This is a genomic window from Amycolatopsis thermophila, assembly GCF_030814215.1.
In the GTDB taxonomy this organism is placed as follows: domain Bacteria; phylum Actinomycetota; class Actinomycetes; order Mycobacteriales; family Pseudonocardiaceae; genus Amycolatopsis_E; species Amycolatopsis_E thermophila.
The window spans coordinates 1,395,784-1,420,138 of the sequence record NZ_JAUSUT010000001.1; the positions used below are offsets into that span (position 1 = coordinate 1,395,784).

Annotated in this window: 22 protein-coding genes; 11 read left to right on the plus strand and 11 right to left on the minus strand. The window is 71.2% G+C overall.

All coding sequences use genetic code 11. The features are described from left to right. The first annotated feature begins 229 nt into the window (after positions 1-229). The 4 genes from FB470_RS06900 to FB470_RS06915 are packed head-to-tail and all read left to right on the plus strand — an operon-like array spanning position 230 to position 4,092. Positions 230-850 (plus strand): DUF1707 SHOCT-like domain-containing protein, encoded by a 621-nt coding sequence (locus FB470_RS06900; RefSeq protein WP_306999100.1) that lies wholly within the window; start codon positions 230-232, stop codon positions 848-850. Next, on the plus strand, positions 847-1,800 hold the full coding sequence (gene deoC / locus FB470_RS06905) for a deoxyribose-phosphate aldolase (protein ID WP_306989657.1): 954 nt from the start codon (positions 847-849) through the stop codon (positions 1,798-1,800). The genes FB470_RS06900 and deoC overlap by 4 nt, the downstream gene beginning before the upstream one ends. Further along, positions 1,800-3,233 (plus strand): aldehyde dehydrogenase family protein, encoded by a 1,434-nt coding sequence (locus tag FB470_RS06910; protein WP_306989658.1) that lies wholly within the window; start codon positions 1,800-1,802, stop codon positions 3,231-3,233. Before deoC ends, FB470_RS06910 begins: the two co-directional genes overlap by 1 nt. Continuing rightward, a complete protein-coding gene (locus FB470_RS06915; protein ID WP_306989661.1) occupies positions 3,226-4,092 on the plus strand; it encodes an aldehyde dehydrogenase family protein in 867 nt (288 codons plus the stop codon). The genes FB470_RS06910 and FB470_RS06915 overlap by 8 nt, the downstream gene beginning before the upstream one ends. 572 nt (positions 4,093-4,664) lie before the next feature. On the opposite strand, the gene FB470_RS06920 is transcribed toward FB470_RS06915, so the two are convergent. Further along, entirely contained in the window at positions 4,665-5,294 is a 630-nt protein-coding gene (locus tag FB470_RS06920; protein ID WP_306999102.1) for a GNAT family N-acetyltransferase, read from the minus strand. Positions 5,295-5,305: 11 nt separating this feature from the next. Further along, a complete protein-coding gene (locus tag FB470_RS06925; RefSeq protein WP_306989662.1) occupies positions 5,306-5,938 on the minus strand; it encodes a TetR/AcrR family transcriptional regulator in 633 nt (210 codons plus the stop codon). Positions 5,939-6,067: 129 nt separating this feature from the next. Between FB470_RS06925 and FB470_RS06930 the strand changes: the two genes are divergently transcribed. Together FB470_RS06930 and FB470_RS06935 are read left to right on the plus strand one after the other, a co-directional pair. Then, positions 6,068-7,252: a cytochrome P450 gene (locus FB470_RS06930; protein ID WP_306989665.1), complete on the plus strand. Its 1,185-nt coding sequence runs from the start codon at positions 6,068-6,070 to the stop codon at positions 7,250-7,252. 8 nt (positions 7,253-7,260) lie between these two features. Then, a complete protein-coding gene (locus FB470_RS06935) occupies positions 7,261-7,455 on the plus strand; it encodes a ferredoxin (protein ID WP_306989666.1) in 195 nt (64 codons plus the stop codon). Between the two features lies 1 nt (position 7,456). Here FB470_RS06935 and FB470_RS06940 read toward each other — a convergent pair whose 3' ends face one another. From FB470_RS06940 to FB470_RS06955, 4 genes are read right to left on the minus strand one after another with little or no spacing between them, the layout of a single operon-like run. After that, positions 7,457-8,281 (minus strand): carbohydrate ABC transporter permease, encoded by an 825-nt coding sequence (locus tag FB470_RS06940; RefSeq protein WP_306989668.1) that lies wholly within the window; start codon positions 8,279-8,281, stop codon positions 7,457-7,459. Then, complete coding sequence (locus tag FB470_RS06945; protein ID WP_306989670.1) at positions 8,278-9,213, minus strand: carbohydrate ABC transporter permease; 936 nt, start codon at positions 9,211-9,213, stop codon at positions 8,278-8,280. The genes FB470_RS06940 and FB470_RS06945 overlap by 4 nt, the downstream gene beginning before the upstream one ends. Further along, positions 9,210-10,550 carry an ABC transporter substrate-binding protein gene (locus tag FB470_RS06950; protein WP_306989672.1) on the minus strand — a complete coding sequence of 447 codons (1,341 nt, stop codon included), beginning with the start codon at positions 10,548-10,550 and terminating at the stop codon, positions 9,210-9,212. The genes FB470_RS06945 and FB470_RS06950 overlap by 4 nt, the downstream gene beginning before the upstream one ends. Next, positions 10,543-11,547 (minus strand): zinc-dependent alcohol dehydrogenase family protein, encoded by a 1,005-nt coding sequence (locus FB470_RS06955; protein ID WP_306989674.1) that lies wholly within the window; start codon positions 11,545-11,547, stop codon positions 10,543-10,545. Before FB470_RS06955 ends, FB470_RS06950 begins: the two co-directional genes overlap by 8 nt. A 137-nt stretch (positions 11,548-11,684) precedes the next feature. Between FB470_RS06955 and FB470_RS06960 the strand changes: the two genes are divergently transcribed. Beyond that, a complete protein-coding gene (locus tag FB470_RS06960; protein ID WP_306999104.1) occupies positions 11,685-12,626 on the plus strand; it encodes a sugar-binding transcriptional regulator in 942 nt (313 codons plus the stop codon). 130 nt (positions 12,627-12,756) lie between these two features. Here the strand turns inward: FB470_RS06960 and FB470_RS06965 are convergent, their stop codons facing one another. Further along, positions 12,757-14,019, minus strand: a complete 1,263-nt coding sequence (locus FB470_RS06965; RefSeq protein ID WP_306989676.1) for a cytochrome P450 — start codon at positions 14,017-14,019, stop codon at positions 12,757-12,759. 154 nt (positions 14,020-14,173) lie between these two features. Between FB470_RS06965 and FB470_RS06970 the strand changes: the two genes are divergently transcribed. Next, positions 14,174-15,202: a hypothetical protein gene (locus FB470_RS06970; protein WP_306989678.1), complete on the plus strand. Its 1,029-nt coding sequence runs from the start codon at positions 14,174-14,176 to the stop codon at positions 15,200-15,202. A gap of 109 nt (positions 15,203-15,311) precedes the next feature. Here FB470_RS06970 and FB470_RS06975 read toward each other — a convergent pair whose 3' ends face one another. After that, complete coding sequence (locus FB470_RS06975) at positions 15,312-17,825, minus strand: DEAD/DEAH box helicase (RefSeq protein ID WP_306989680.1); 2,514 nt, start codon at positions 17,823-17,825, stop codon at positions 15,312-15,314. A 108-nt stretch (positions 17,826-17,933) separates the two neighbouring features. On the opposite strand from FB470_RS06975, the gene FB470_RS06980 reads away from it, so the two are divergent. Next, positions 17,934-19,199 carry a primosomal protein gene (locus tag FB470_RS06980; protein ID WP_306989682.1) on the plus strand — a complete coding sequence of 422 codons (1,266 nt, stop codon included), beginning with the start codon at positions 17,934-17,936 and terminating at the stop codon, positions 19,197-19,199. Between the two features lie 6 nt (positions 19,200-19,205). Here the strand turns inward: FB470_RS06980 and FB470_RS06985 are convergent, their stop codons facing one another. From FB470_RS06985 to FB470_RS06995, 3 genes are all read right to left on the minus strand, one after another. Then, a complete protein-coding gene (locus tag FB470_RS06985) occupies positions 19,206-19,370 on the minus strand; it encodes a hypothetical protein (RefSeq protein WP_306989684.1) in 165 nt (54 codons plus the stop codon). A 220-nt stretch (positions 19,371-19,590) separates the two neighbouring features. Beyond that, positions 19,591-20,781, minus strand: a complete 1,191-nt coding sequence (locus FB470_RS06990) for an MFS transporter (RefSeq protein WP_306989686.1) — start codon at positions 20,779-20,781, stop codon at positions 19,591-19,593. Positions 20,782-20,860: 79 nt separating this feature from the next. Beyond that, positions 20,861-21,961 (minus strand): adenosine deaminase, encoded by a 1,101-nt coding sequence (locus tag FB470_RS06995; protein WP_306989688.1) that lies wholly within the window; start codon positions 21,959-21,961, stop codon positions 20,861-20,863. Positions 21,962-22,176: 215 nt separating this feature from the next. Here FB470_RS06995 and FB470_RS07000 point away from each other — a divergent pair, with 215 nt between their 5' ends. Beyond that, the gene (locus tag FB470_RS07000; RefSeq protein ID WP_306989691.1) at positions 22,177-23,325 is read left to right on the plus strand and encodes a PA containing protein; all 1,149 of its coding nucleotides are present in this window, start codon (positions 22,177-22,179) and stop codon (positions 23,323-23,325) included. 71 nt (positions 23,326-23,396) lie between these two features. Further along, positions 23,397-23,765, plus strand: coding sequence for a VOC family protein (locus tag FB470_RS07005; RefSeq protein ID WP_306989693.1), 369 nt, complete (start codon positions 23,397-23,399; stop codon positions 23,763-23,765). Positions 23,766-24,355: the final 590 nt, after the last annotated feature.

Below are 24,355 nucleotides of genomic sequence, written 5' to 3' on the forward strand. Positions count from 1 at the left end.
GTGCGGATGCCGACCGTGGTGGTGCTGGGGACCGGTGCCGTGCCGGCCGGTGCGCGCCGGCCGGCTGCCCCGCAGTCGGTTACGCCTTTCCCCCGCATCGTGTTGCCGGCGGTGCCCGATCTCGCGCTCGCGGAACTTCGGCTCGAGTCTCCGGAAGGTGACCCGGAAACCCCGCGGACCTCGGTAAGCTCGCGCGGTGGAACAGCCTGGGACCCCCGAGCGCCCGCCGATGCGGGCATCCGACACGGACCGGGAACGCGTCGCGCAGATCCTGCACAACGCGCTCGCCGAGGGGCGCATCACGGTGCAGGAACTCGAAGAGCGGCTCGACACCGTGTACGCGGCCAAGACACTCGCCGAACTCGAACCGCCCGTCGCCGACCTGCCGGGCGTCTCCGCGAGCGCCGTCGAACCCGCCCGGCCGCGCGCGCTCACCCCGGACGACCGCATCGGCGGGGTGCCCGGCTCGAAGGCCTCCATCGCGGTCATGTCCGGGGTCACCCGCAAAGGCCCGTGGACCGTGCCCGCCGAGCACACCAGCGTCGCCTTCTGGGGCGGCGTCGAGATGGACCTGCGCAGCGCCCGCTTCGCCGAGCGGCACACCACCATCACCGCCGTCGCGATCATGGGCGGCATCGACATCGTGGTGCCCGACGACATCATCGTCGAGGTCACCGGGATCGGTTTCATGGGCGCCTTCGAGGGGCAGGACCGCGACGGCGCGTCCACGCAGCCCCCGCCGCCGGGCGCGCCGGTCGTCAAGGTCACCGGGCTCGCGTTCTGGGGCGGGGTCACGGTGATCCGGAAGCCGCGGAAGGGTCAGACCCCGCAACTAGACTCGGGCGCGTGAGCGCACCCACTCTGCCGTCCGCCCTCGTCGACGCCACCCGCGACGACGCGAGCCTCCGGCGATTCCTGCACGGGCTGCCCGGCGTGGACCAGGTCGGGGTCGAGGCGAGGGCCACCGCCCTGGCCACCCGCAGCATCAAGAAGTCCAGCAAGCTGTGGGCCATCGACACCGCGATCTCGATGGTCGACCTGACCACCCTCGAAGGCGCCGACACGCACGGCAAGGTCCGCGCGCTGACCGCGAAGGCCCGGCGCCCCGACCCGGACCGGCCGGACACCCCGCAAGTTGCCGCGGTGTGCGTGTACCCGGACCTCGTCGCGACGGCCGTCGAGGGCCTCAAGGGCACGGGCATCGGCATCGCGAGCGTCGCCACCGCCTTCCCGTCCGGCCGCTCGTCCCGGCAGGTGAAGCTGGCCGACGTGGCGCTGGCCGTCGAGTCCGGCGCGACCGAGGTCGACATGGTGATCGACCGGGGCGCGTTCCTCGAGGGCCGCTACGGCGAGGTGTTCGAGGAGATCCAGGCGATCCGAGAAGCCTCCGGGCGTGCTCATTTGAAGGTCATCCTCGAGACCGGCGAGCTGGTCACCTACGACAACGTGCGCCGCGCGTCCTGGCTGGCGCTGCTGGCCGGCGGTGACTTCATCAAGACCTCCACCGGCAAGGTCTCCCCCGCCGCGACGCTGCCCGTCACGCACGTCATGCTGCAGGCCGTTCGCGACTGGTTCACCGCCACCGGCGAGCTGCGCGGCGTCAAGCCGGCCGGCGGCATCCGCACCACGAAGGACGCGATCAAGTACCTGGTCGCCGTGCACGAGGTCGCCGGCGAGCAGTGGCTCACCCCGGAGCTGTTCCGCTTCGGCGCCTCCAGCCTGCTCAACGACCTGCTCCTGCAACGGCGCACCCAGCACGACGGCCACTACAGCGGCCCCGACTACGTGGCGGTGGACTGATGCCGGCCTTCGAGTACGCGCCCGCGCCCGAGTCGCGCGAGCTGGCCAACCTCAAGCCGAGCTACCGGCCGTTCATCGACGGCGAGTTCACCGACGGCGGCGGCGAACCGCTCAAGACGGTCAACCCGGCCACCGAAGAGGTCCTCGCCGAAGTCGGCACCGCGAGCGAGGCCGACGTCGACACCGCGGTGAAGGCCGCGCGCAACGCGTTCGAGAAGACGTGGGGCCCGATGCCGGGCAGCGAGCGCGCGAAGTACCTGTTCCGGATCGCACGGCTGGTCCAGGAACGCTCGCGCGAGCTGGCGGTGCTGGAGACGCTCGACAACGGCAAGCCCATCAGGGAATCGCGCGACTCGGACCTGCCGCTGGTCGCCGCGCACTTCTTCTACCACGCCGGCTGGGCCGACAAGCTCGACTACGCGGGCTTCGGGCCGGACCCGAAACCGCTCGGCGTGGCCGGGCAGATCATCCCGTGGAACTTCCCGCTGCTGATGCTGGCGTGGAAGATCGCGCCCGCGCTGGCCACCGGCAACACGGTGGTGCTCAAGCCGGCCGAGACGACACCGCTGACCGCGCTGGTGTTCGGCGAGATCTGCCAGCAGGCCGGGCTGCCGCCGGGCGTGGTGAACATCCTGCCCGGCGCCGGTGACGTCGGCGCGCGGCTGGTCGGGCACCCGGGCGTGGACAAGATCGCCTTCACCGGCTCGACCGAGGTCGGCAAGCTGATCCAGCGCCAGGTCGCGGGCACGCCCAAGCGGCTCACCCTGGAGCTGGGCGGCAAGGCCGCCAACGTGGTGTTCGACGACGCGCCGCTGGACCAGGCCGTCGAAGGCATCGTCAACGGCATCTTCTTCAACCAGGGCCACGTGTGCTGCGCCGGTTCGCGGCTGCTCGCGCAGGAATCCGTGGTGGACGAGCTGCTGGACAAGCTGCGGTACCGGATTTCGACGCTGCGGCTGGGCGATCCGCTGGACAAGAACACCGACATCGGCGCGATCAACTCGGCCGAGCAGCTGACCAAGATCCGCGAGCTGGCCGACTCCGGCGAGGCCGAGGGCGCGCAGCGCTGGACCAGCCCGTGCCCGGTGCCCGACCGCGGGTTCTTCTTCGCGCCCACGGTGTTCTCCGGCGTGCACCAGTCGATGCGGATCGCCCGCGAGGAGATCTTCGGCCCGGTGCTGTCCGTGCTCACGTTCCGCACGCCCGACGAGGCGGTCGCGAAGGCCAACAACACGCCCTACGGCCTGTCCGCCGGGATCTGGAGCGAGAAGGGCTCGCGGATCCTGTGGACGGCGAACCGCCTGCGGGCCGGGGTGGTGTGGGCCAACACGTTCAACCGCTTCGACCCGGCCGCGCCGTTCGGCGGCTACCAGGAGTCGGGCTTCGGCCGCGAGGGTGGCCGCACGGGTCTGGAGGGATACCTCGATGTCTGACCGGGTCACCGTCGCGAAGACGTACAAGCTGTTCATCGGCGGCAAGTTCCCGCGCTCGGAGTCCGGCCGGGTGTACCCGGTGAACGACAGCAAGGGGCGCTTCCTCGCCAACGCCGCGCACGCCTCGCGCAAGGACGTCCGCGACGCGGTGGTGACCGCGCGCAAGGCGTTCGGCGAGTGGTCGGGCGCGACCGCCTACAACCGCGGGCAGGTGCTGTACCGGGTCGCGGAGGTGCTGGAGGGCCGTCGCGACCAGTTCGCCGCCGAGGTCGGGGCGGCCGAGGGGCTGTCCGGGCGCAAGGCCGAGTCGGTGGTGGACGCCGCGATCGACCGCTGGGTCTGGTACGCGGGGTGGACGGACAAGGTGGCGAGCGTCCTGGGGGCGGCGAACCCGGTCGCCGGGCCGTACTTCTCGTTCACCGTGCCCGAGCCGACCGGTGTCGTCGGGATCCTCGCGCCGCAGAAGTCGTCGCTGCTGGGGTTGGTGAGCGTGCTCGCGCCGGCGCTGGCGACCGGCTGCACGGCGGTCGTGGTGAGCAGCGCGGAGCGTCCGCTGCCGGCGATCACGCTGTCCGAGGTGCTGGCGACCTCCGACCTGCCGGGCGGGGTCGCGAACATCCTCACCGGGCGCGCCGCCGAGCTGGGCCCGTGGCTGGCGTCGCACGGCGATGTGAACGCGCTGGACCCGACGGGCGCCGACGTCGCGACGCGCGCGGAGCTGGCGCGCGAGGCGGCGGGCACGGTGAAGCGCGTGCTGGCCGTGCCGGCGGAGGAGCCGGACTGGACGCAGCGGCCGGACATCGCCCGCCTGCGCCGCTACCTCGAAGCGAAGACGGTCTGGCACCCGATGGGTGTCTGACACGCGGGGCCGGTGGGCCGGGACGGCGTGGGCGGGATCGGCCGGTCGCCGAGGACAGGGTCGTCGCCGGCCCGCGCTCGGGGAACGGCCCCGGCCCGGCAGGCCATCCCGGCGGCGGCCGCGGGGCCGGTAGGCCGGGACAGCGCGGGTGGGATCGGCCAGTCGCCGAGCACAGGGTCGTCGCCGGCCCCGCGCTCGGGGAACGACCCCGACCCGGCGGGCCATCCCGGCGGCGGCCGCAGCGCCGATAAGCCGGACAGCGCAGGCGGGACCGGCCAGTCGCCCAGCACACGGGCGCCGCCCGCCCCGCGCTCGCGGAACGGCCCCGGCCCGGCGGGGCATCCCGGCGGCGGCCGCGGGGCCGATAGGCCGGGACAGCACGGGCCGGATCGGCCGGTGGCCGAGCACACGGTCCGCCCGCCCCGCGCTCGGGGAACCGCCCCGACCCGGCGGGCTAACCCGGCGGCGGCCGCAGCGCCGATGAGCCGGGACAGCACGGGCCGGATCGGCCAGTCGCCGAGCACAGCGTCGCCGCCCGCCCCGCGCTCGCGGAACCGCCCCGACCCCGCGGGCTAACGATCCCGGTGGCGGCCGCGGGGCCGCCAGTGCCGGCCGCGCTCCCGGGCCGCCGGGAAGTCCGGGTGGATCTCGGCGAACTCGACGTCCGTGATGCCCATCTTCACCAGGTACTTGACGCCGTCCCGGGAGAGTTCCAGGTCGCGCACCCGGCCCTCCTCGCGGAAGCCGAGCATCGCGTGCAGCGACAGCGATCCGACGTTGCCGCCGTAGATGCTGACCTCGCACTTGCGGTAGCCGAGCTCACCGAACATGAAGCGCAGCAACGTGATCACCGCGTCGCCGGCGTACCCGCACCGCCGGTGCTGCGGCCCGATCCCGATGCCGTAGCTGAACCGGTCCGAGAGGTCCGCCTGCGTCGCCGACAGCGAGCCGACGACGAGCCCGCCGCGCAGGGTCTCGATCGCGAAGTGGAAGTCGGCCTCGGCGCGGTGCGCCGCCCAGTGCCGGTACTCGCCGACGCGGCGCGTGTCCGCCGCCTCCCGGTCGAACCCGGCCAGCCTGCGCTGGTCCGCCGGGGTGATCTCCCGCAGGCGCACCTTGCGGCCGGGCCGGCTGGGCACGTCCGGCGCGCGTCTGTGCGCCAGGTCGAGTCTGGGCGGGGGCATCACCATCGCGAGCACCATACCGGTCCCGGTCAACCGAACCGGAGGTCCTCGCCCGTGATCGGCCGCCCCGGCAAGGGGGTCCCGGGACGCGAGCGCAACCCGTCGAGCATCAGCACCGCGGCGCGCTCGAACGCGAGCATCTCCGGGTCGACCACCGCCGGCGGCTGCCGCAGCACCAACGAGAACAGGATGGCGACGTCACCGGATCCGACGTCGGCGCGGATGGCGCCCTCGGCCTGCGCCGCCTCGACGATCGCGTCCAGCTCGGCCATCAGCGCGTCCCGGAACGCGGCGGTCTGCGGATCGTCCTCGAGGATGTTCCGCGCCCGCTCGGAGACCAGTGCCAGCTGCACGCTCGCCTGCAGCTGGTGGGACCGGCCGACCAGGCGCACCAGCGCGTCCCACGCCGTCGGTTCCTCGGCCGCCGCGGCCCGCGCGTCCGCGAGGACCTCCGCGAAGCTCTCCCGCGCGACGGCCCGGATCAGGGCCTCGCGATCGGGAAAACGCCGGTAGAGCGTGCCGACACCGACCGCGGCGGCGCGCGCGATCTCCTCCATCGGCACGTCCGGCCCCGCGGCGGCGAACATCTCGCGGGCAGCGGCGACGATCTGGTCGCGGTTGCGCTGGGCGTCCGCGCGCAACCGGGTCTCCGAAGCCGTCATGGGCGTTCCTCTCCGTCACCGCCGGGAAATTCTCTCACCCGAAGGCAGGTGGACGAAAACCTTCCACATCCCCTACCTTGGCAATAAGTGGAAGACATCCTTCCACATTTGTCCGGATTGGGGTGCCACGTGACCGCTCAGCTTCCCGCCACACTGCCCATCACCCGCGGCTGCCCGTACGCGCCGCCGGAGGAGCACCGCAGGCTGCGCGACGAGGGGCCGATCCGGCGCGTGACCCTGCCCAGCGGTGAGACGGCCTGGGCGCTGACCCGGCACGAGGACATCCGGACGATGCTGACCGACCCGCGGTTCAGCTCCGACCGCCGCAACCCGAAGTTCCCGCTGCTGGTCAAGGGACAGCGCGTGAACACCGGCTTCCGCGCGTCACTGATCGGGATGGACCCGCCCGAGCACGGCCCGGCGCGGCGCAAGGTGGTCGGCGAGTTCACGGTGCGGCGCATGGAGGCGCTGCGCCCGCGCATCCAGGAGATCGTCGACCAGCACCTCGACGCGATGCTCGCCGGTCCCAAACCGGCCGACCTTGTGAAAGCGCTCTCCCTGCCCGTGCCGTCGCTGGTCATCTGCGAACAGCTCGGCGTCCCCTACGACGACCACGAGTTCTTCCAGCTGCACTCGTCGCGCATCATCAGCCGGGTCACCCCGCCGGAAGAGCGCCGGGCGTCCCTCGAAGCACTGCGCGACTACCTGCGCGATCTGATCGAGGAGAAGGCGAAGGCACCGGCCGACGACCTGCTGAGCCGCCAGCTGGACAAGCACGACGACCGCGAAGAGCTGGTCAGCCTCGCGTTCCTGCTGCTCGTCGCCGGTCACGAGACCACGGCGAACATGATTTCGCTGGGCACCATGACGTTCCTGGAGCACCCGGAGAACATCAAGGCGATCCAGGACGACCCGTCGAAGACGCCGACCGCGGTCGAGGAATTACTGCGGTACTTCACGATCGCCGAGTTCGCGGTCTCCCGCGTGGCGGTCGAGGACGTGGAGCTCGGTGGTGTGCTGATCAAGGCGGGCGAGGGCGTGGTGCCGCTGTCCAACCTGGCCAACCGCGACCCGGAGGCGTTCGACCACCCCGAGGAGCTGGACATCGAACGCGGTGCCCGGCACCACCTCGCTTTCGGCTTCGGCGCGCACCAGTGCCTGGGCCAGAACCTCGCGCGGATGGAGTTGCAGATCGTGTTCGACACGCTGTTCCGGAAGGTGCCCGGCCTGCGCGCCGCCGCGCCGCTGGATTCCCTGCCGTTCAAGGACGACGCTACCGTCTACGGTATCCACGAGTTCCCGGTGACCTGGTAGGAGGACCCATGCGCATCGTCGCCGACACCGACGTCTGCATCGGCGCGGGCCAGTGCGTGCTGACCGACCCCGACCTGTTCGACCAGGACGACGACGGCACGGTCGTCGTCCTGGCCGGCAGCCCCGAGGGCGAGAAGGTGGACAGCGCGCGGGAGGCGGTCAAGCTGTGCCCGTCCCAGGCGCTGTCGCTCGTGGCGGACTGAGCTACTTCACCGCACCCATCGACAGGCCGCGGACGAGGTGGTTCTGCGCGATCCACCCGACGATCATCACCGGCAGCGAGGCCAGCAGCGCGGCCGCGGACAGCTGCGCCCAGTACAGGCCTTCGCTGGTGATGAAGCCGACGAGGAACACCGGCACCGTGCCGGCCCGCGCCGCCGTCAGGTTGACCGCGTAGAAGAACTCGGTCCACGAGAAGATCACGCAGATCAGCGCGGTCGCCGCGATGCCGGGCGCGACCACGGGCAGGATCACCCGGTACAGCAGGGTCGGGAGGTTCGCCCCGTCGACGCGCCCGGCCTCGATCATCTCGGTGGGCACCTCGAGGAAGAACGAGCGCATCATCCAGATCGCGAGCGGCAGGTTCATCGCCGTGTAGAGGATGACCAGCGCCCACACGTTGTCCAGCAGCTGCGTGCGCTGCGAGATGACGTACAGCGGGATGATCGCGGCCACGACCGGCAGCATCTTCGTGGACAGGAAGAACCCGAGGACGTTGCTGGTCTTGGGCACCGGGGCGAGCGACAGCGCGTACGCCGCCGGCACGCCCAACAGCAGCACGATCAGCGTGGACAGGATCGTCACGAACGCGGAGTTGCCCAGGTAGGGCAGGAACCCGCGGCCGACGATGCTCGCGAACTGGTCCAGCGTCGGGGTGAACGCGATCCGCGGCGGGTCGGTGTAGGCGTCGGCCTCCTGCTTGAAGGCGGTCAGCACCATCCAGATCAGCGGGAAGACGAACAGGATCGCGATCACCCAGGTCGCCGTGGTCAGGGAGGCGGGACCGAGCCGCCTGCGCGCGGTGCTCACTTCACGACCCCCTTGCTCACGTCGAACGCGCGGAACATCAGGCGCAGCGCGAAGGTCGCCACGATGAGCGTCAGGATCACCACGATCACACCCATCGCCGAGGACTGGCCGATGTCGAAGCCCTGGAAGGCCCGCTGGTAGATGTAGTACGGCAGGTTCGTGCTCGCGGTTCCCGGACCGCCCTGTGTCATCAGGAAGATCGCGTCGAAGCTGTTCACGATGTAGATCGCGCCCAGCAGCACCGACAGCTGCAGGTACCGTGACAGGTGCGGCAGCGTGATCGACGCGAACGTGCGCCACCGCCCGGCGCCGTCGACCTGCGCGGCCTCCAGCACGTCCTTCGGCTGGCTCTGCAGGCCGGCCAGGATCAGCAGCATCATGAACGGCGTCCACTGCCACACGATCTGCGCCATCACCGACGCCAGCGGGAACTGCGACAGCCAGTCGGTCTCGCCGCCGAAGACGAAGTTCGGCAGCCCGTAGGTCGGGTCGAACATCGTCGTCTTCCACAGCAGCGCGCCCGCCGCGGGCAGGATGAGGAACGGCGTGATCAGCAGCGTGCGCACCACGCCGCGGCCGAGGAACTTGCGGTCCAGCAGCAGCGCGAGCCCGAGCCCGAGGAGCAGCGCGATCACCACGCACACCACGGTGAGCAGCACGGTGTTGAGCATCGCGCCGCGGAACTGGGAGTCGGCGAACACGTCGACGTAGTTCCGCAGCCCGACGAAGTGCTGCGACCCCGGCCGCACCAGGTTCCACGACTGGAACGAGTAGACCACCGTGAGGATGAACGGGATCTGGGTCACCACGACGGTGAACAGCAACGCCGGCAGCAGGGGCGCCCGCCGCGCCCAGACACCGGTCCCCTTGCGCCGCTCCGGTTTCGCGACTACCTTCTGTCCACTTTCTACAGTGGGCGCCACCGCAGTCATTTCGTCTCCCGGTAGGAATCGCCGACGGTCTGCGCGTACTTCTGCGACTGGTCGAGGGCCTCGTCGACCGTGATCTGCCCGGCGATCGCGGCCGAGAGCTCCTGGCTGACCCGCGTGCCCAGGTCCTGGAACTCGGGGATGCCCACGAACTGGATGCCCGGGTAGGGCACCGGCTCGGTCATCACCTTGCGCTGGTCGGCCGCGTCGATCCCGTCCAGGGTCGGCTGGGCGTAGGCCTTCGCCGCGTCGGCGTACTCCGGGATCCGGTAGGTGGAGAACCGGCACCCCGGCGGGACGCGGTTCCAGCCGTAGGTCCTGCCGACGGTCTGCACGAACTCCTTGCCGGTCATCCACCGCAGGAACGTCCAGGCGTCCTGCTTGTTCTTGGCCACCTTCGGGATCGCCAAGGACCACGTGTAGAGCCAGCCGCTGGCCTCGGTCTTGACCACCGGAGCGGCGACGTACCCGGACTTGCCGACGATCTTGCTCGACTCCGGGTCCTCGTTCGTCCCGGCCATGACCGTGGCGTCGTACCACATCGCGGCCTGGCCCTGGCCGTAACGGGTGCCGCATTCGGAGAACCCGGCGCTGGAGGCACCGACCTCGCCGTGCTCGCGGACCAGGTTCACGTAGAAGTTCGCCGCCTCGCGGAACTCCGGCGAGTCCAGCTTCGCGTTCCAGTCCTGGTCGAACCACCGCGCGCCGAAGGTGTTGGCGACCGTGGTGAACGGCGCGAGGCTCTCCCCCCAGCCGGGCTTGCCGCGCAGGCAGATGCCGGAAACGCCCGCCGCCTTGTTGTCGAGCTTCGCGGCGAAGTCGGCGATCTGCTGCCACGTCGGGTGCTCCGGCATGGTCAGCCCGGCCTGGGCGAACAGGTCCTTCCGGTAGGCCAGGAACGACGACTCGCCGTAGAACGGCACCGCGTACATCGAGCCCTGGTAGGACAGCGAGTCGCGGATGCTCGGGATGAAGTCGTCCGGGTCGTAACCGGGGCTGGAGTCGATGTAGGGCTGCAGGTTCTCCAGCCAGCCGTTGGCCGCCCACTGCGGGGTCTCGTAGTTGCTGATCATCACCGCGTCGAACTCGCCGCCCTGGGTGGCGGTGGAGGCGGTGATCTTCGCGCGCGCCTGGTTCTCCGGCAGCGACACGAACTTGAGCTTGACGCCCGGGTTCGCCGCTTCGAACTCGTGCGACAGCGAGATCGCGTCGTTCATCTGCGGGTTCGCCACGATCGCGATGACGAGCGTGTTGCCGCCGGCGCCGATCGCACCGGCGCCCGCGCAGCCGGTGAGGGTGAGCAGCGCGGCGACCGCGAGGAGTGCCAGGCGCTTACGCATTCGGAGCTCCCGGCAGCACCTGCACCTTCAGACCCGCACCACTGCGCATCAGGTCCAGGGCGTCGGGGAACGACTCGAGCGGCAACGCGTCGGTCAGCAGGGCTTGCGTGTCGACCGCGCCGGACGCCACGAGGTCCAGCGCAGCACCGTAGGAGTGCAGAACAGCCATCGAACCCACCACCGTGATCTCGTCGTTGTAGATCCGGAACGGCGAAAGCGCGACGCGCGCCTCCGCCGGGGCGACGCCGAAGACGAGCAGACGCCCGCCGCGGCGCAGCGAATCGAACGCGGCCTCGATCGCCGGGGCCGCACCGGTGCAGTCGGCGGCGGCGTCGAACCGCTCACCGTCCAGTTCGGACACGTCGGTGGCGACGGCGTGCGCACCGAGGTCCTTCGCCCGCGGCAGGCGGGACGCGTTGCGGTCGACCACCGTGACGCGCGCACCGGCCCGCTGCAGGAGCATCTGCATGATCAGGCCCATCGTCCCGGCGCCGACGACGAGGAAGTGCTCCCCGGCCTCGACCCCCACGCGGCGGACGCCGTGCACCGCGCAGGACACCGGCTCGACGAGGGCGCCCTCTCGCCAGGACAGGTGGTCCGGCAGGCGGTAACAGGTGCTCGCCGGGACCGCGACGTACTCGGCGAAGGCGCCGTCGACGGTGTCGCCGGTGGCACCCCAGTTCTCGCAGAGGTTGCCGTGTCCGGCGCGGCACGGGTCGCAGTAGCCGCAGAACAGGGACGGGTCGACGGCCACCCGGTCACCGACCTGCCAGCCTCCCGGGACGTCCCGGCCGAGCTCGACGATCTCGCCGGCGAACTCGTGGCCGGGAACGATCGGGTAGGGCGTCGGCGGGAAGTGGCCGTCGGCGATGTGCAGGTCGGTGCCGCAGATGCCGCACGCGCCGACCTTGATGACGACGTCACGCTCCCCCGGTGTGGGATCGGGGACCTCGCCCACCCTGACGGAACCCGGTTGATCGACGATGGCGGCCCGCATGCCTCGTTCACCTCTCCTTGCGCTCATCTGAGCGCTTCACGACTCTGTGGTCACATGCTCGACTGTGAATTAGAGGGTTTTGCCGGGGGTCGCGTCAACGGGATCGGCGGTATAGTGCTCATATGAGCGAGACCGGCATGCTGGACGGACTGACGGCGACGCTGGTCGCGCACCGGTTCTACGTACTCGGCCGTTCCAAGATCGAAATCGCCGCCGACCTCGGGATCAGCCGGTTCAAGGTGGCCCGGCTGATCGACGCCGCGCTGGAGCGGGGACTGGTGCGGGTGGAGTTCGCTCCCCCGGCGCCGGTGGACGTCCGGCTGTCCGACGAGCTGCGGTCCGCGTACGGGCTCCGGCAGGCGTTCGTGCTCAATCGAGCGGCCAGCGCGGGGCAGCGGCCTCAGGTGCGGCGGCAGATCGGGGCGTTCGCGGCCCAGTTGCTGGCGGAGACGGTCACCGAGGACGACGTGCTGGGCCTGTCGTGGGCGCGGTCGGTGAACGCGATGGCCGCGGCGGTGCGGCGGTTGCCGAGGTGCCCGATCGTGCAGTTGTGCGGGGTGCAGGCCGGGATGGACATGCGGGACCGGTCGGTGGAGACCGTGCGGCAGGTGGCCGAGGTGTCGGGTGGGGACGCGTACCCGATCTACGGGCCGCTGGTGCTGCCGGACCGCCGGACGACGGAGATCCTGCGGCGGCAGCCGGGCATCGCGGAGACGTTCGCGCAGTTCCCGCGCCTGACGAAGGCTGTGGTGAGCATCGGGGCGTGGCTTCCCGGCGAGTCGACGGTGTACGACGCGGTCTCGCCGGCCGAACGCGAGGCGATCACCGCCCGCGGTGCGAAGGCGGAGGTCGCGGCGCGGCTGTGGGACGGCGACGGCAAGCCGCTGTCGACGGGGCTGGCGCACCACGTGCTGGCGATCGACACCGCGGAGCTGCTGCGGGTGCCCGAGGTGATCGCCCTCGGCTACACGGCCCCCAAAGCCGAAGCGATCGACGCCGTGCTGCGGGCCGGGCTGGTGTCAACGCTGATCACGGACACTCCGGCCGCCGAGCGGGTGCTGCAACTCCGCGGCGCCTGACCCGCGCGAGTCCCACACTCGCGAACGCCGGTCGCACGTTCTGCACCGCGAGTCCGACGGCCGGCCTGACGAGTTGCGCGTTCGGCGAAATCGGCGTGGCGCGCGAACGTGGGATTCGCGGCGCGGCGGGTTACTCGACCCGCACCGGCAGGGTGTCCACCCCGTACACGATCGAGGTCCGGCGGTAGCTCAGGTGCTCCGGCTCGACGTCGAGCCGCAGACCGGGGAAACGGCGGACCAGCGCGGGGTACGCGGCGCGCAGCTCCATGCGGGCCAGCTCCGCCCCGATGCACCGGTGCGCGCCCCAGCCGAAGGCCAGGTGCTGCGTCGCCGGGCGGGTCGCGTCGAAGGACTCCATGCCCTCGCCCAGGGCGGCGTCCCGGTTCGCGCCGCTCAGCGACACGAACACGATGTCACCCGCCGAGATCTCCTGCCCGCCGACCGCGACGTCCTCCCGCGCGAACCGCGGGAACGCCACCTGCACCACCGTCAGGTACCGCAGGAGCTCCTCGACGAAGTTGTGCGCCGCTTCGTCGGAGTCGCGCACCAGCTCGAACGTCGCGCGGTCGCGCAGCAGCACGATCGCCCCGAGGGCCAGCATGCTCGCCGTCGTCTCGAGGCCGCCGGTGAGCACGCCGTCGGCCAGCCCCGCCAGCTCGCGGTCGGAGATCTCGTCGCCGTGCTCCTTCACCAGCATCCCGAGCAGCCCGTCCCCCGGCGACTCGCGCTGCTTCCGCACGATCTCGAGCAAGTAGGACAGCGACTCCGAGATCGCGCCGAACGACGCACCCGCACCGGCGAACAGGTCGAACCGCACCGTGCTCAGCCGCTGGAAGTCGTCCCGGTCCTCGTAGGACACCCCGAGCAGCTCGCAGATCGTCAGCGACGGGATCGGCAACGCGAACGCCTGCATGAGGTCGACCGGGCCGTCCGCCGCTTCCATCGCGTCGAGCTGGGCGGCGATGATCTCGTCGATGCGCGGGGTGAGCCGGCCCAGCCGCCGCATCGTGAACTCCGGCGTGAGCAGCTTGCGCAGCCGGGTGTGGTCCGGCGGGTCGGCGAACCCCAGGCCGCCCGGGTTCTGCTCCGCGGACAGGCCGGCCTTGCCGACCAGGTTCGTGTAGTCGTTGCTGAACTTGTCGGTCGCGGCGAGCACGTCCTTCGCCTCCGCGTAGCCGGTGACCAGCCACGCGGTGATGCCGAACGGCAGCGGCAGGCGGCTCACCGGCGCCTCGTCGCGGGTCGCGCCCAGTTCGGGCACCGGGTCCAGGCCGTCCCGGCGCAGCGGCATCAACGCGGAATCGGGCAGGATCGACAGGTCCAAGCCCGTTTTCTGCGCTCTCGCCAGGTACCGCCGCCCCAGCCAGGAAACCACACGCGCGCGAAGCCCCATGGCCGCAGGTTACACGCGGGGACCGGCGCTTCCGGCGTCGCAAGAGAAGTCACTCGCGCAGGTGGTGCAGGTCACCCGGTAGGTCGGCATCTGGTCTGGACCCGGCTGTCCCGGGTACATCGTGGCGTCACCACGAACACAGGGGAGTGCCGAAATGCCTGACAGGGCCCGCCTCGGGACGGCCGCCGCACTGGGCGTCCTCCTGCCGCTCGGGCCGGCCGTGGCGCACGCCGCGCCGGCCGTCAACCAGTCCACGCTCGCAGCGGGGATCACCGACATACCCCCCGGTCTGTGGGGCCTGCTGGGACTGCTCGGGCTGTTCGGCCTGGTGGGGCTGTCCCGGCGCGGGCCGAAGCGCAACGCCAAGAACCCGCTGGCCGGCTACGGCGGCGAGGACGAACTCGCCCGCGGCACCGGGCGGCACCACGCACCGCCCGCGCCGCGCACCGGCTCGCCGATGGACATCCTGCCCGGCGGCGACCGGGGCCGTCCGGCGGAGCGGCCGCCGACGGTGCGGACGGACCAGCCGGTCGCGCCCCGGCCGGACTACGCCTCGATGTCGCCCGGAGACGTGCCGCGGCCGGACTACGCCGCGGCGATGTCGCCGGGTGATCCGGCGCGGCCCGACCACACCGCGACTCCGCCCGGTGACCTGCCGCGCCCGGACTACGCCTCGATGCCCCCGGCCGAGCAGGTCCGGCTGGCCGAGCCGTACGGCACGCGTGAGGAGGTCCCCTCCGGGGCCCAGCCGATGCCCTACGGCACGCGGGAGGAGGTTCCGTCCGGCTCGCAGCCCGCGATGCCGTACGGCGCCTACGCCGAGGCCCCGTCGCAGGCTGCCCCGGCCGAGGCCCTGATGCCGCAGTACGCCGAGGCCCCGTCGGCGCCGCCCGCGATGCCGAACTACGCGGCGCTGGCCTCGCGGGGCGAGCTCGCGTCCGCCACACGGGTCCCGTCGCCGATGGACACCGCGCCCACCACGCCGACCCCGGCGCAGTACAGCCGCACCCCGGAGCCGTACCCGCAGACGGACCAGGACCCGCCGGCCCAGCAGCCGGCGGTGCCGCAGCAGCACAGCCCCACGGCGGGCACCGGCTCGACTTTCGCCGGCCTGCCCCGCTACCCCGAGACCGCGACGCCGGACCCAGGCCCGGTCGACGCCGGGCCCCGACACCGGCGCTGACCGCTCGCTCCCCGCCGCGGCGTCCACACCCCCGGGACCCGCGGCGGGGAGCCATCCGCGAAGGCGGCTTTCGGGCCGGTGCACCCGGCGGCTCACCGCCCGTCGGCCCTCAGAGCTGGTCCACCGCCGTCACGCGGAGCACCGCCGCGCCGGCCTCGTCGGACGCCGCCAGGTCCACCTCGGCGCTGATGCCCCAGTCGTGGTCGCCCTCGGGGTCGTCGAAGATCTGCCGCACGCGCCACATGTCCGGCTCCTTCGTGATCATCAGCATGGCGGGCCCGCGGGCGTCCGCACCGATGCCGATCGAGTCGTGCTGCTCGAAGTAGGCCTCCAACGCGGCTTCCCACTCGATGTCGTTCCAGCCGGAGGCCGCGTCCAGCTCGCCCAGCTCCGCGTACGCCCGGCGCGCCGCCAGCTCGACCCGCCGGAACATCTGGTTGCGCACCAGCACCCGGAAAGCCCGTTCGTTGCCGGTGACCGGCGGCGGCTTCTCCGGCAGGCGCTCGGCCGGCACCGGCTCCTCCCCCGGGTGCCGCAGCGCCTCCCACTCGTCCAGCAGGCTCGAGTCGACCTGGCGCACCATCTCGCCGAGCCACGCGATCAGGTCCTCCAGCGGCTCGGTCTTCGCCTCGTCGGGCACCGTCCGGCGCAGCGCGTCGTAGGTGTCCGCCAGGTACCGCAGCACCAGGCCCTCCGAGCGGGCGAGCGAGTAGAAGTTGATGTACTCGACGAAGTTCATCGCCCGCTCGTACATGTCGCGCACGACCGACTTCGGCTTCAGCTCGTAGTCGGCGACCCACGGGTGCCCGCGCCGGTAGGTGTCGTACGCCGCCTCCAGCAGCTCCTCCAGCGGCTTCGGGTACGTCACGTCGTCGAGCAGCGCCATCCGCTCCTCGTACTCGACGCCCTCCGCCTTCAACGCCGCGACCGCCTCACCGCGCGCCTTGAACTGCTGCTGCGACAGCACCGGACGCGGGTTCTCCACAGTGGACTCGATCACCGACACCACGTCCAGCGCGTACGTGGGCGATCCGGGGTCCAGCAGCTCGATCGCGGCCAGCGCGAACGGCGACAACGGCTGGTTCAGCGCGAAGTCGAGCTGCAGGTCCATCGTCAGCCGCACGATGCGGCCCGTGGAGTCCGGTTCGGACAGCCGCTCCACGACCCCCGCGGCGACCAGCGCGCGGTAGATCGCGATGGCGCGGCGGATGTGCTTGCGCTGCGACGGCCGGTCCTCGTGGTTGTCCTCCAGCAGGTGCCGCATGTGCTCGAACGCGTTGCCCGGCCGGGAAATCACGTTGAGCAGCATCGCGTGGCTGACCTGGAAGCTGGACGTCAGCGGCTCGGGCGGCGACGAGATCAGCCGCTCGAACGTGCTCTCGGTCCAGTTGACGAACCCCTCGGGCGCGCTCTTGCGGACGATCTTGCGCTTCTTCTTCGGGTCGTCGCCCGCCTTCTGCAGCGCCTTGGCGTTCTCGATGACGTGGTCCGGCGCCTGCACGACGACGTACCCGTCGGTGTCGTACCCGGCCCGCCCCGCGCGCCCGGCGATCTGGTGGAACTCCCGCGCCTTGAGGTGCCGCTGGCGGACCCCGTCGTACTTGGTCAGCGCGGAGAACACCACCGTGCGGATCGGCACGTTGATGCCCACGCCGAGCGTGTCGGTCCCGCAGATCACCTTGAGCAGCCCGGCCTGCGCCAGCTGCTCGACCAGGCGCCGGTACTTGGGCAGCATGCCGGCGTGGTGCACGCCGATGCCGTGCCGCACCAGCCGCGACAGGGTCTTGCCGAACCCGGCGGAGAACCGGAAGTCGCCGATCGCCTCGGCGAGGGCGTCCTTCTCGGCCCGGGTGGTGACGTTGATGCTCATCAGCGCCTGCGCCCGCTCGATCGCCGCGGCCTGCGAGAAGTGCACGACGTACACCGGGGCCTGCCCGCCGGTGAGCAGCTCGGTCATCGTCTCGTGCAGCGGCGTGAGCGCGTACCGGTAGGTCAGCGGCACCGGGCGCTGCGCGGAGGTGACGACCGCGGTGGCACGGCCGGTGCGGCGGGTCAGGTCCTTCTCGAAGAACGTGACGTCACCCAGCGTGGCCGACATCAACACGAACTGTGCGTGCGGCAGCTCCAGCAGCGGCACCTGCCACGCCCAGCCGCGGTCGGGCTCGCTGTAGAAGTGGAACTCGTCGGCCACCACCTGGCCGACCGGGGCGTCGGCACCGAAGCGCAACGCGATGTTCGCCAGGATTTCCGCCGTGCAGCAGATGATCGGCGCGTCCGGGTTGACGGCGGAGTCGCCGGTCATCATCCCGACGTTGTCCGCGCCGAAGATCTCGATGAGCTGGAAGAACTTCTCCGACACCAGCGCCTTGATCGGAGCGGTGTAGTAGGAGCGCTTCCCCTGCGCCATCGCGGTGAAGTGCGCACCCACCGCGACCAGGCTCTTTCCCGAGCCGGTGGGGGTGGACAGGATCACGTTGGCGCCCGAGACGACCTCGATCAGCGCCTCTTCCTGCGCCGGGTACAGCTCGAGCCCGCGTTCGGCCGTCCAGGCCGAAAACGTCTCGAACAGCGTGTCGGGATCCGGATCCGCTGGAAGAAGCTGAGAGAGGCCCTGTGATGTCATCGTGGGTACCATCGTGCCACCCGCGGCCGGAGAGCAGATGGGGCCCATCGCGGCCGGTCCCGTCAAGCCGTAGGCTTCCCACACACAGGTGTAATCCGGAGGGCTGGCATGGCACAGGACATCGTCCCGATCGAACTCGGGCTGCCGCAGGGGGACCTGGTGACCCTCTGGGCCCCGCGCTGGCGGGAGGACGGCGAGGAGTGGGAGGCCTTCCTCGGCGACGAGGAGGATCTGTACGCCTTCCCCGACGCCGCGCACCTGGCCGCGTTCGTCCGCACCGCCGAGCAGCACGACCTGATCGACCACCCGGCGTGGCACGCGGTCCCGGCGCTGAACGTGCCGGAGCTGATCCCGGACGACGACCACTCCTACGACCTGGTCGGCGTGCCCGAGCTGGTGGCCGAGGACCCGGACTCGTGGACGATCAGCGAGCTCGCCGAGATCGTCGGCATCGTGCGCTCGCTGGCCGACGTGTGCGAGCTCGACGAGGTCCACGAGGTCCTGGACGCCACCGAGGGCTTCTCGCTGCTGGAGCAGGGCCGTCTGCCCTTCACCGGCCGCGAGGGCGAGCGGCTGTGGAACGACCTGTCCGAGGCCGTGTCCGAGAAGTGGGACACCGTGCTGGACGCGATCGACGGCCTGGTCAAGGTGCCCGATGTGGACGCCGGTGTGCTCGAGCAGACCGCCGAGGAGCTGGCGACGTTCCTCGAGGAGTCCGCGGAGGCCGAGGTCGAGGTCGAGCAGGAGGACGAGGACCTCGACACCGTCGACAGCACCGACGCCGAGGACGACGAGGAAGCGGATGAGGACGTCCCGGCCGGCTTCTGGGGCGAGGTCGGCATCGACCCGATCAAGATCATCACCGCCGACCGCGAGTACTACACGCTGCGGTGCTACCTCGACGACGAGCCGATCTTCCTCGGTGACGACGGCAAGATCGACGTGTTCAAGTCGGAGAAGGCGCTCGCCCGCGCGCTGGCCGACAGCAGCGCCTTCGCCGACTCCGACCTCGCCGAAGTGTCCACTTGGGACGAGGTCCTGTCGAAGGCGACCGCGGGCGAGCTGGAGATCGAGGTCGACACCGAGAACACCTACGTGCTGGCCGGCCTGGACGAGGACCTGGCCGAGGGGCCGGACGCGATCGACCCGACGCAGCTGGACCTGGCGGTCGAGCTGATCACCGACGCGGCGGACTGGGCGGACGACGACAGCGTGGCCGCCGCACTGTCCACTTCGGAGAGCCTGGGCTGGCTGGTGTCGTTCGTGCTCAAGCCGGACCCCGGCCGCCTCGCGCCGAGCGCTCCGTTCGACACCGAGCAGAGCGAGTGGCGCAAGCTGGTGGAGGCCTTCGAGAACCGGCTGCGGGTGCACTGAGTCCCGTCACAGTCCGAGCAGGCGCGCCGCGGTCCGACCGAGGACCGCGGCGCGCACTGTTTCCGCCCGCGTGTCGCCGTCGATCGCCGCGATCCAGTGCGCGCCGCCGAGCCGGCTGATCACGACGGGGCTGCGCGGGTACTTCCGGGCGAGCGTGCCGATGGTCGCCACGTCCGCGGCGGTCGTCGGGGCCTCGCTCGCACCACGACCGGGAGCCCGTCGGCCGCGCAGCACCGGCTCGACCGCGGCTTCCCCGTCCGCCCGGACAGGCCCCGCTCCAGCAGGGCCAGCTGCCCTGACATGGTGGGAAGGTCCAGTCGTGCTGATCGGTGAGCCGGCCCGGCGCACCGGGACGACCGAGCTACCGCGCGGGCCGCACTCCGTCAGGCCATCACGACCGGGTCTCGGCTCGAACGGGCGTGAGGCCGATCGCCAGCACCGGGAAGATCGCGGCCACGCAGAACGCCAGCGCGTAACGCGAATCGCCGATCACCAGGCCCAGCAGCGGTGGGGTCAGCGACGACGCGACGTTCTGCGCGGTGTTCTGCGCCCCCATCGCGCGCCCGGCCCAGTCGGTCCCGGCCAGCTCGGCCGACGCGGTGAACCCGAGCCCGTTGTCCGCCACCGTGATCACCGCGGCCAGGACCAGCGCGAACAACACCACCCACATCCAGCTCACGTCCCCGACGGCGACCAGCAGCATCACCGCCGCGCTCGCCACCGCCAGCTGCCGCATCGGGCGCAGCCTGCTGCCCACCCGGTCCGACCACCACCCCGACACCAGGCGCCCGGCCGCGCCGAGCACCTGCACCGCCGCGAGGAACCAGCCGGCCGCCAGCGCGCTCCACCCGTGCGCCGACACCAGGTACACGGGTGCGAACGCCGACACCGCGAACTGCGGCACCACCAGCAGCGCGCTCGCCCCGTGCAGCCGCCACAGGGTGGGCGTCCGGTACGGCGACGCCGGCTTCGGCGCGCCCGGCTTCTTCTCCGGCCGCGGCGGGTCGATCACCAGCCACGCCACCAGCACGGCGACGACCAGCCCGAACACCGCGGGGAACAGCAGCGCGGTGTGGAAACCGCCGTGCTGCGCCAGCGGCGGCAGGGCCAGTGCCGCGACTCCCACACCGAGCGGCTGCGCGGTCTGCCGGATGCCCATCGCCGTGCCGCGCTCGGCCGGCCCGAACCAGCCCATCACCGCCCGGCCGCTGGCCGCGTTCACCGACGCCGTGAGCGCCCCGGCCAGCAGGAACAGCGCGAACTGGGCGCCGGTGGACGGCGCGGTCAGGCCGGTCACCAGCAGCAGCACCGACGACGCGCCCAGGCCCAGCGCCATCACCACCCGCTCGCCGTAGCGATCGGCGGCCGCGCCCCACAGGATCAGGGTGAACAGCAGCCCGATGCTGGGCGCGGCGACGATCGTGCCCGCCTCGGCGAGCGTCAGGCCACCCGCCCGCATGTCGGGCACCAGGAACGGGATGCCGAAGAGGAACGAGCAGCTCGCGGTCTGGGCGGCGAGACCGAGGGCGAGGATGCCCCACCGGCGCCTACTCCTCGTGTCCAGCACCGCTGTGCCGCCCATCCCGCACCGTCCCAAAATGTGAGAAGTCGTTCCTACATCTTGGACTTTACTCAGCAGGGCTAAGGATCACAAGGGAGTTTCAGATCAGCGCGGCGTAGCCCGGTTTGATCACGTTGTTGATCACCTCGAGCCGTTGATCGAAATCGAGGAACGCCGACTTCATCGCGTTGATCGTGAACCACTGGAAGTCGGCCCACCCGTAGCCGAACGCCTCCGCCAGCGCCGCGAACTCGCTCGACATCGTGCACCCGCTCATGAGCCGGTTGTCGGTGTTGACGGTCACCCGGAAGCGCAACCCGGCGAGTAACCCGATCGGATGTTCCGCGATCGACGGCGCGGCACCCGTCTGGACGTTGGAAGACGGGCAGATCTCCAGCGGGATGCGGCGGTCGCGGACGTAGCTCGCGAGCCGGCCGAGGTGGACCGTCCCATCCGGATCGCGCTTGATGTCGTCGACGATCCGCACCCCGTGCCCGAGCCGTTCCGCGCCACAATGCTGAATCGCCTCCCAAATGGAGGCGAGGCCGAACGCCTCACCGGCGTGAATGGTGAAATGCGCATTGTTGGTGCGCAAATATTCGAATGCGTCGAGGTTGCGGGTGGGCGGGAATCCGGCTTCCGGTCCGGCGATGTCGAACCCGGCCACTCCCGAGTCCCGGTAACGCACCGCGATCTCGGCTATCTCCTGCGCCCGAGCGTGCTGACGCATCGCACACAGCAAAGTACCCATTCGGATGACTTTTCCCTGTTGAGCGGCTCGACGCTCACCCTCCGCAAACCCCGCCTGGACGGCTTCGACGACGGCGTCCAGGGCGAGCCCGCGCTCGGCGAACAGCTCCGGCGCGTAGCGCACCTCGGCGTACACGACACCGTCGGCGGCCAGGTCCTCCACGCACTCCGCGGCCACCCTGACCAGCGCTTCTTCGGTCTGCATGACGCCGCAGGTGTGGGCGAAGGTCTCCAGGTAGGACTCGAGGGAGCCGGAGTCGGCGGCGTCGCGGAACCAGCGGCTCAGCTCGGCCACGTCCGTCGTCGGCAGATCGCGGTATCCGAGCGCGTCCGCGAGTTCGACCACGGTCTCCGGACGGAGTCCTCCGTCGAGGTGGTCGTGGAGCAGGACCTTGGGCGCCCGGCGGATGTTTTCCATGGTCAGGGGCGCGGCAGCGGGGTTGTCTGGCATGCTCCGACGGTACCCCGGCGGCGGTCACCCACCTGGACGCGCGCGCCGCAACTCTCAGCCTCCACTGAAGCTTCAGCCGCCGGCCGGCGCACCCGCATTCGGCCAGTCGGGGTGACCACCGCGTTCCCGCCTTTACGGGGGCGATACCCAGAGCAATTCCGCAATGGTTAAGCTTCGCCCACGTCCCTCTTTCCCCGCCGACGAAGGACACCGAAGTGACCACTGATAACCACATTGGAGCTCCGTCCTTCGACCGGATGCGCAACATGCTGGTGCGCGCGGCCGAAGTCCGCGAGAGCGAGCAGCAGCAGATCTTCGACGCGCTCGACGACATCTACGCGCGGCTGGCTCCGGTCGACTCGCTGGGCGCCGTGCGCAAGCGGCTGTCGGAGCTGCCCGACCGCACCGAGGTCGGTGTGCTGGCCGAGCGCCTGGACGAGGCCATGTCGCGGCTGGAGGCGCAGGACAACGCGCTGGCGGACCTCGCGCGGGCGGTGGAGAGCGTCGTCGACAAGCTGGCGAAGCCGTTCGCCCAGCTCGATGGTCGCCTGGACGGTGTGGCCGCCCGGTTCGAGGCCGTGGCCGGCCGGATGGACGGGCTCGAGGACAAGCTGGAGAACATCCACCGCCGCCTCGACGACCTGAACGGGCACCTGGACAAGCAGGACGCGAAGCTGGATGCCCTGCCGCAGGCCGTGCACGGCCCGGTCAAGGAGCGCATCGAGATGGCCGAGTCGGTCCTGCGCGACCGGGTGGACTCCGGTCTCGGCGAGCTGCGCGAGCGGGTGGACAACGGGGTCGGCGAGCTGCGCGAGCGGGTCGCGAACGGCCTGTCCGAGCTGCGCGGCCGGGTGGACGAGGTGGACACCCAGAACCGTGAGCGCGTCGAGTCGGCCACGCAGGCGCTGCGCGGCGCGATCGACGAGACCGGCGAGATGCTGGACCCGACCGAGCGGCTGGAAGCGCTGTCGTCGCGGCTGGAGCAGATCAGCGGGCGCCTGGACGACCTGGGCGGCCGGATCGACAAGGTGGACGAGGGTGTCGCGGCGCAGTTCGGCGACCTCGGCGGGGTCGTCAAGAGCGGCTTCTCGCGCGTGGAGGGCACGCTCGCGAGCCGTCCGGACACCGACGACGTGAGCTCCGTGGTGCGGCGCAGCAACGAGGAGTCCGAGCGGCGGATCGGCGGCCAGCTCGACGAGGCGATGGCGACGTTCGCGGAGCTGATGCTCGGCGGCGGCCCGTCCGTCCCGCAGATCGCCCCGCCGCCTCCCGCGCAGCGCCAGCCGCGCCGGGCCCGCAACGGCCGGGCGCCGAAGAACGCCGACGTGAAGTCCAAGCCCGAGGGCGACGACTCGGAGGCCTGAGTCCGGTTTCCCGGAAGCCCCGGCACGCGTTCGTCGTGCCCGGGGCTTCCGCGTGTTCTAGGGTGGGCGCCATGTTGCGACTGGGGATCACGGTGCTCGGCGTGAACGACATCGAGCGCGCGACGGAGTTCTGGTCGGCGGCGCTGGGCGTGACCACGAGCAGCGAGTGGGACTACCCGGACTGGCGCACCCTGAGCGACGAACGTGGGCCGGTGCTCGGGTTGATGCACAGCGAGACGCCGGTGCAGCAGCATCCACGGGTGCACCTGGACCTGTTCGTCGACAGCCGCTCCGAGCAGGACGCCGAGGTCGCCCGGCTGGTCGGCCTGGGGGCGACGAAGGTGGACTGGGAGCTGTACCCGGAGGACCCGGACTTCGTGGTACTGGCCGATCCCGAGGGGAACATCTTCTGCGTCGTGGACCTCAGCCACGCCCAGTAAAGCTGACAGCGCCCAACCCCGACGCAGCCAGGCGGCGCGGACCCACCACCGCCCAAACCAGAAGCCGGCCACGCAAGCCGACCCACCGCCCTCACCAGACCTCCGGCGGCCGGCGACGCTAGGCGAGGTGCGACGTCACCAGACCTCCCCCGCACCTCCAGGCGGCCGGCGACGCCAGGCGAGGTGCGACGTCACCAGACCTCCCCCGCCCCCGATCCCCAGCCCGCCTTTGGTCGCCGATCAGGCGTGTCAAGGTACTCTTTCCCGCCTTGACACGCCTGCTCGGCGACCGAAACCCTCCAACCGGAGGGGGCGGGGGAGGTCGGCACCCAAGGCGACCACCCAGCGCCGTAGGCGCCTTCTTTTCAGCGCGCAAGCGCGGCTTTAAAGATCAAAAGATGTCCTCGCCGGACGGGCAGGCTCCGGGATGACCGGGGATGCAGGCCGGGTCACCTCATGCAGTGGGTCGCTGGGTGGTCATCCCGTCGCCTGCATTGAGGCCTATCACTGTGAGCCAGGCCCGCACGCTTTGGTTCTTCGGCCGCCGGACCCGGCGCAGGGTGCGGGCCTGGCTCACAGTGATCTGACGG

Excerpts from the sequence above, each read along its gene's own strand:
- FB470_RS06900 (WP_306999100.1), top strand. The coding sequence starts at position 230 with ATGCGGGCATCCGACACGGACCGGGAACGCGTCGCGCAGATCCTGCAC.
- FB470_RS06910 (WP_306989658.1), top strand. The coding sequence starts at position 1,800 with ATGCCGGCCTTCGAGTACGCGCCCGCGCCCGAGTCGCGCGAGCTGGCC.
- FB470_RS06915 (WP_306989661.1), top strand. The coding sequence starts at position 3,226 with ATGTCTGACCGGGTCACCGTCGCGAAGACGTACAAGCTGTTCATCGGC.
- FB470_RS06920 (WP_306999102.1), bottom strand. The coding sequence starts at position 5,294 with ATGGTGCTCGCGATGGTGATGCCCCCGCCCAGACTCGACCTGGCGCAC.
- FB470_RS06925 (WP_306989662.1), bottom strand. The coding sequence starts at position 5,938 with ATGACGGCTTCGGAGACCCGGTTGCGCGCGGACGCCCAGCGCAACCGC.
- FB470_RS06935 (WP_306989666.1), top strand. The coding sequence starts at position 7,261 with ATGCGCATCGTCGCCGACACCGACGTCTGCATCGGCGCGGGCCAGTGC.
- FB470_RS06945 (WP_306989670.1), bottom strand. The coding sequence starts at position 9,213 with ATGACTGCGGTGGCGCCCACTGTAGAAAGTGGACAGAAGGTAGTCGCG.
- FB470_RS06950 (WP_306989672.1), bottom strand. The coding sequence starts at position 10,550 with ATGCGTAAGCGCCTGGCACTCCTCGCGGTCGCCGCGCTGCTCACCCTC.
- FB470_RS06955 (WP_306989674.1), bottom strand. The coding sequence starts at position 11,547 with ATGCGGGCCGCCATCGTCGATCAACCGGGTTCCGTCAGGGTGGGCGAG.
- FB470_RS06960 (WP_306999104.1), top strand. The coding sequence starts at position 11,685 with ATGCTGGACGGACTGACGGCGACGCTGGTCGCGCACCGGTTCTACGTA.
- FB470_RS06965 (WP_306989676.1), bottom strand. The coding sequence starts at position 14,019 with ATGGGGCTTCGCGCGCGTGTGGTTTCCTGGCTGGGGCGGCGGTACCTG.
- FB470_RS06970 (WP_306989678.1), top strand. The coding sequence starts at position 14,174 with ATGCCTGACAGGGCCCGCCTCGGGACGGCCGCCGCACTGGGCGTCCTC.
- FB470_RS06975 (WP_306989680.1), bottom strand. The coding sequence starts at position 17,825 with ATGACATCACAGGGCCTCTCTCAGCTTCTTCCAGCGGATCCGGATCCC.
- FB470_RS06980 (WP_306989682.1), top strand. The coding sequence starts at position 17,934 with ATGGCACAGGACATCGTCCCGATCGAACTCGGGCTGCCGCAGGGGGAC.
- FB470_RS06990 (WP_306989686.1), bottom strand. The coding sequence starts at position 20,781 with ATGGGCGGCACAGCGGTGCTGGACACGAGGAGTAGGCGCCGGTGGGGC.
- FB470_RS06995 (WP_306989688.1), bottom strand. The coding sequence starts at position 21,961 with ATGCCAGACAACCCCGCTGCCGCGCCCCTGACCATGGAAAACATCCGC.
- FB470_RS07005 (WP_306989693.1), top strand. The coding sequence starts at position 23,397 with ATGTTGCGACTGGGGATCACGGTGCTCGGCGTGAACGACATCGAGCGC.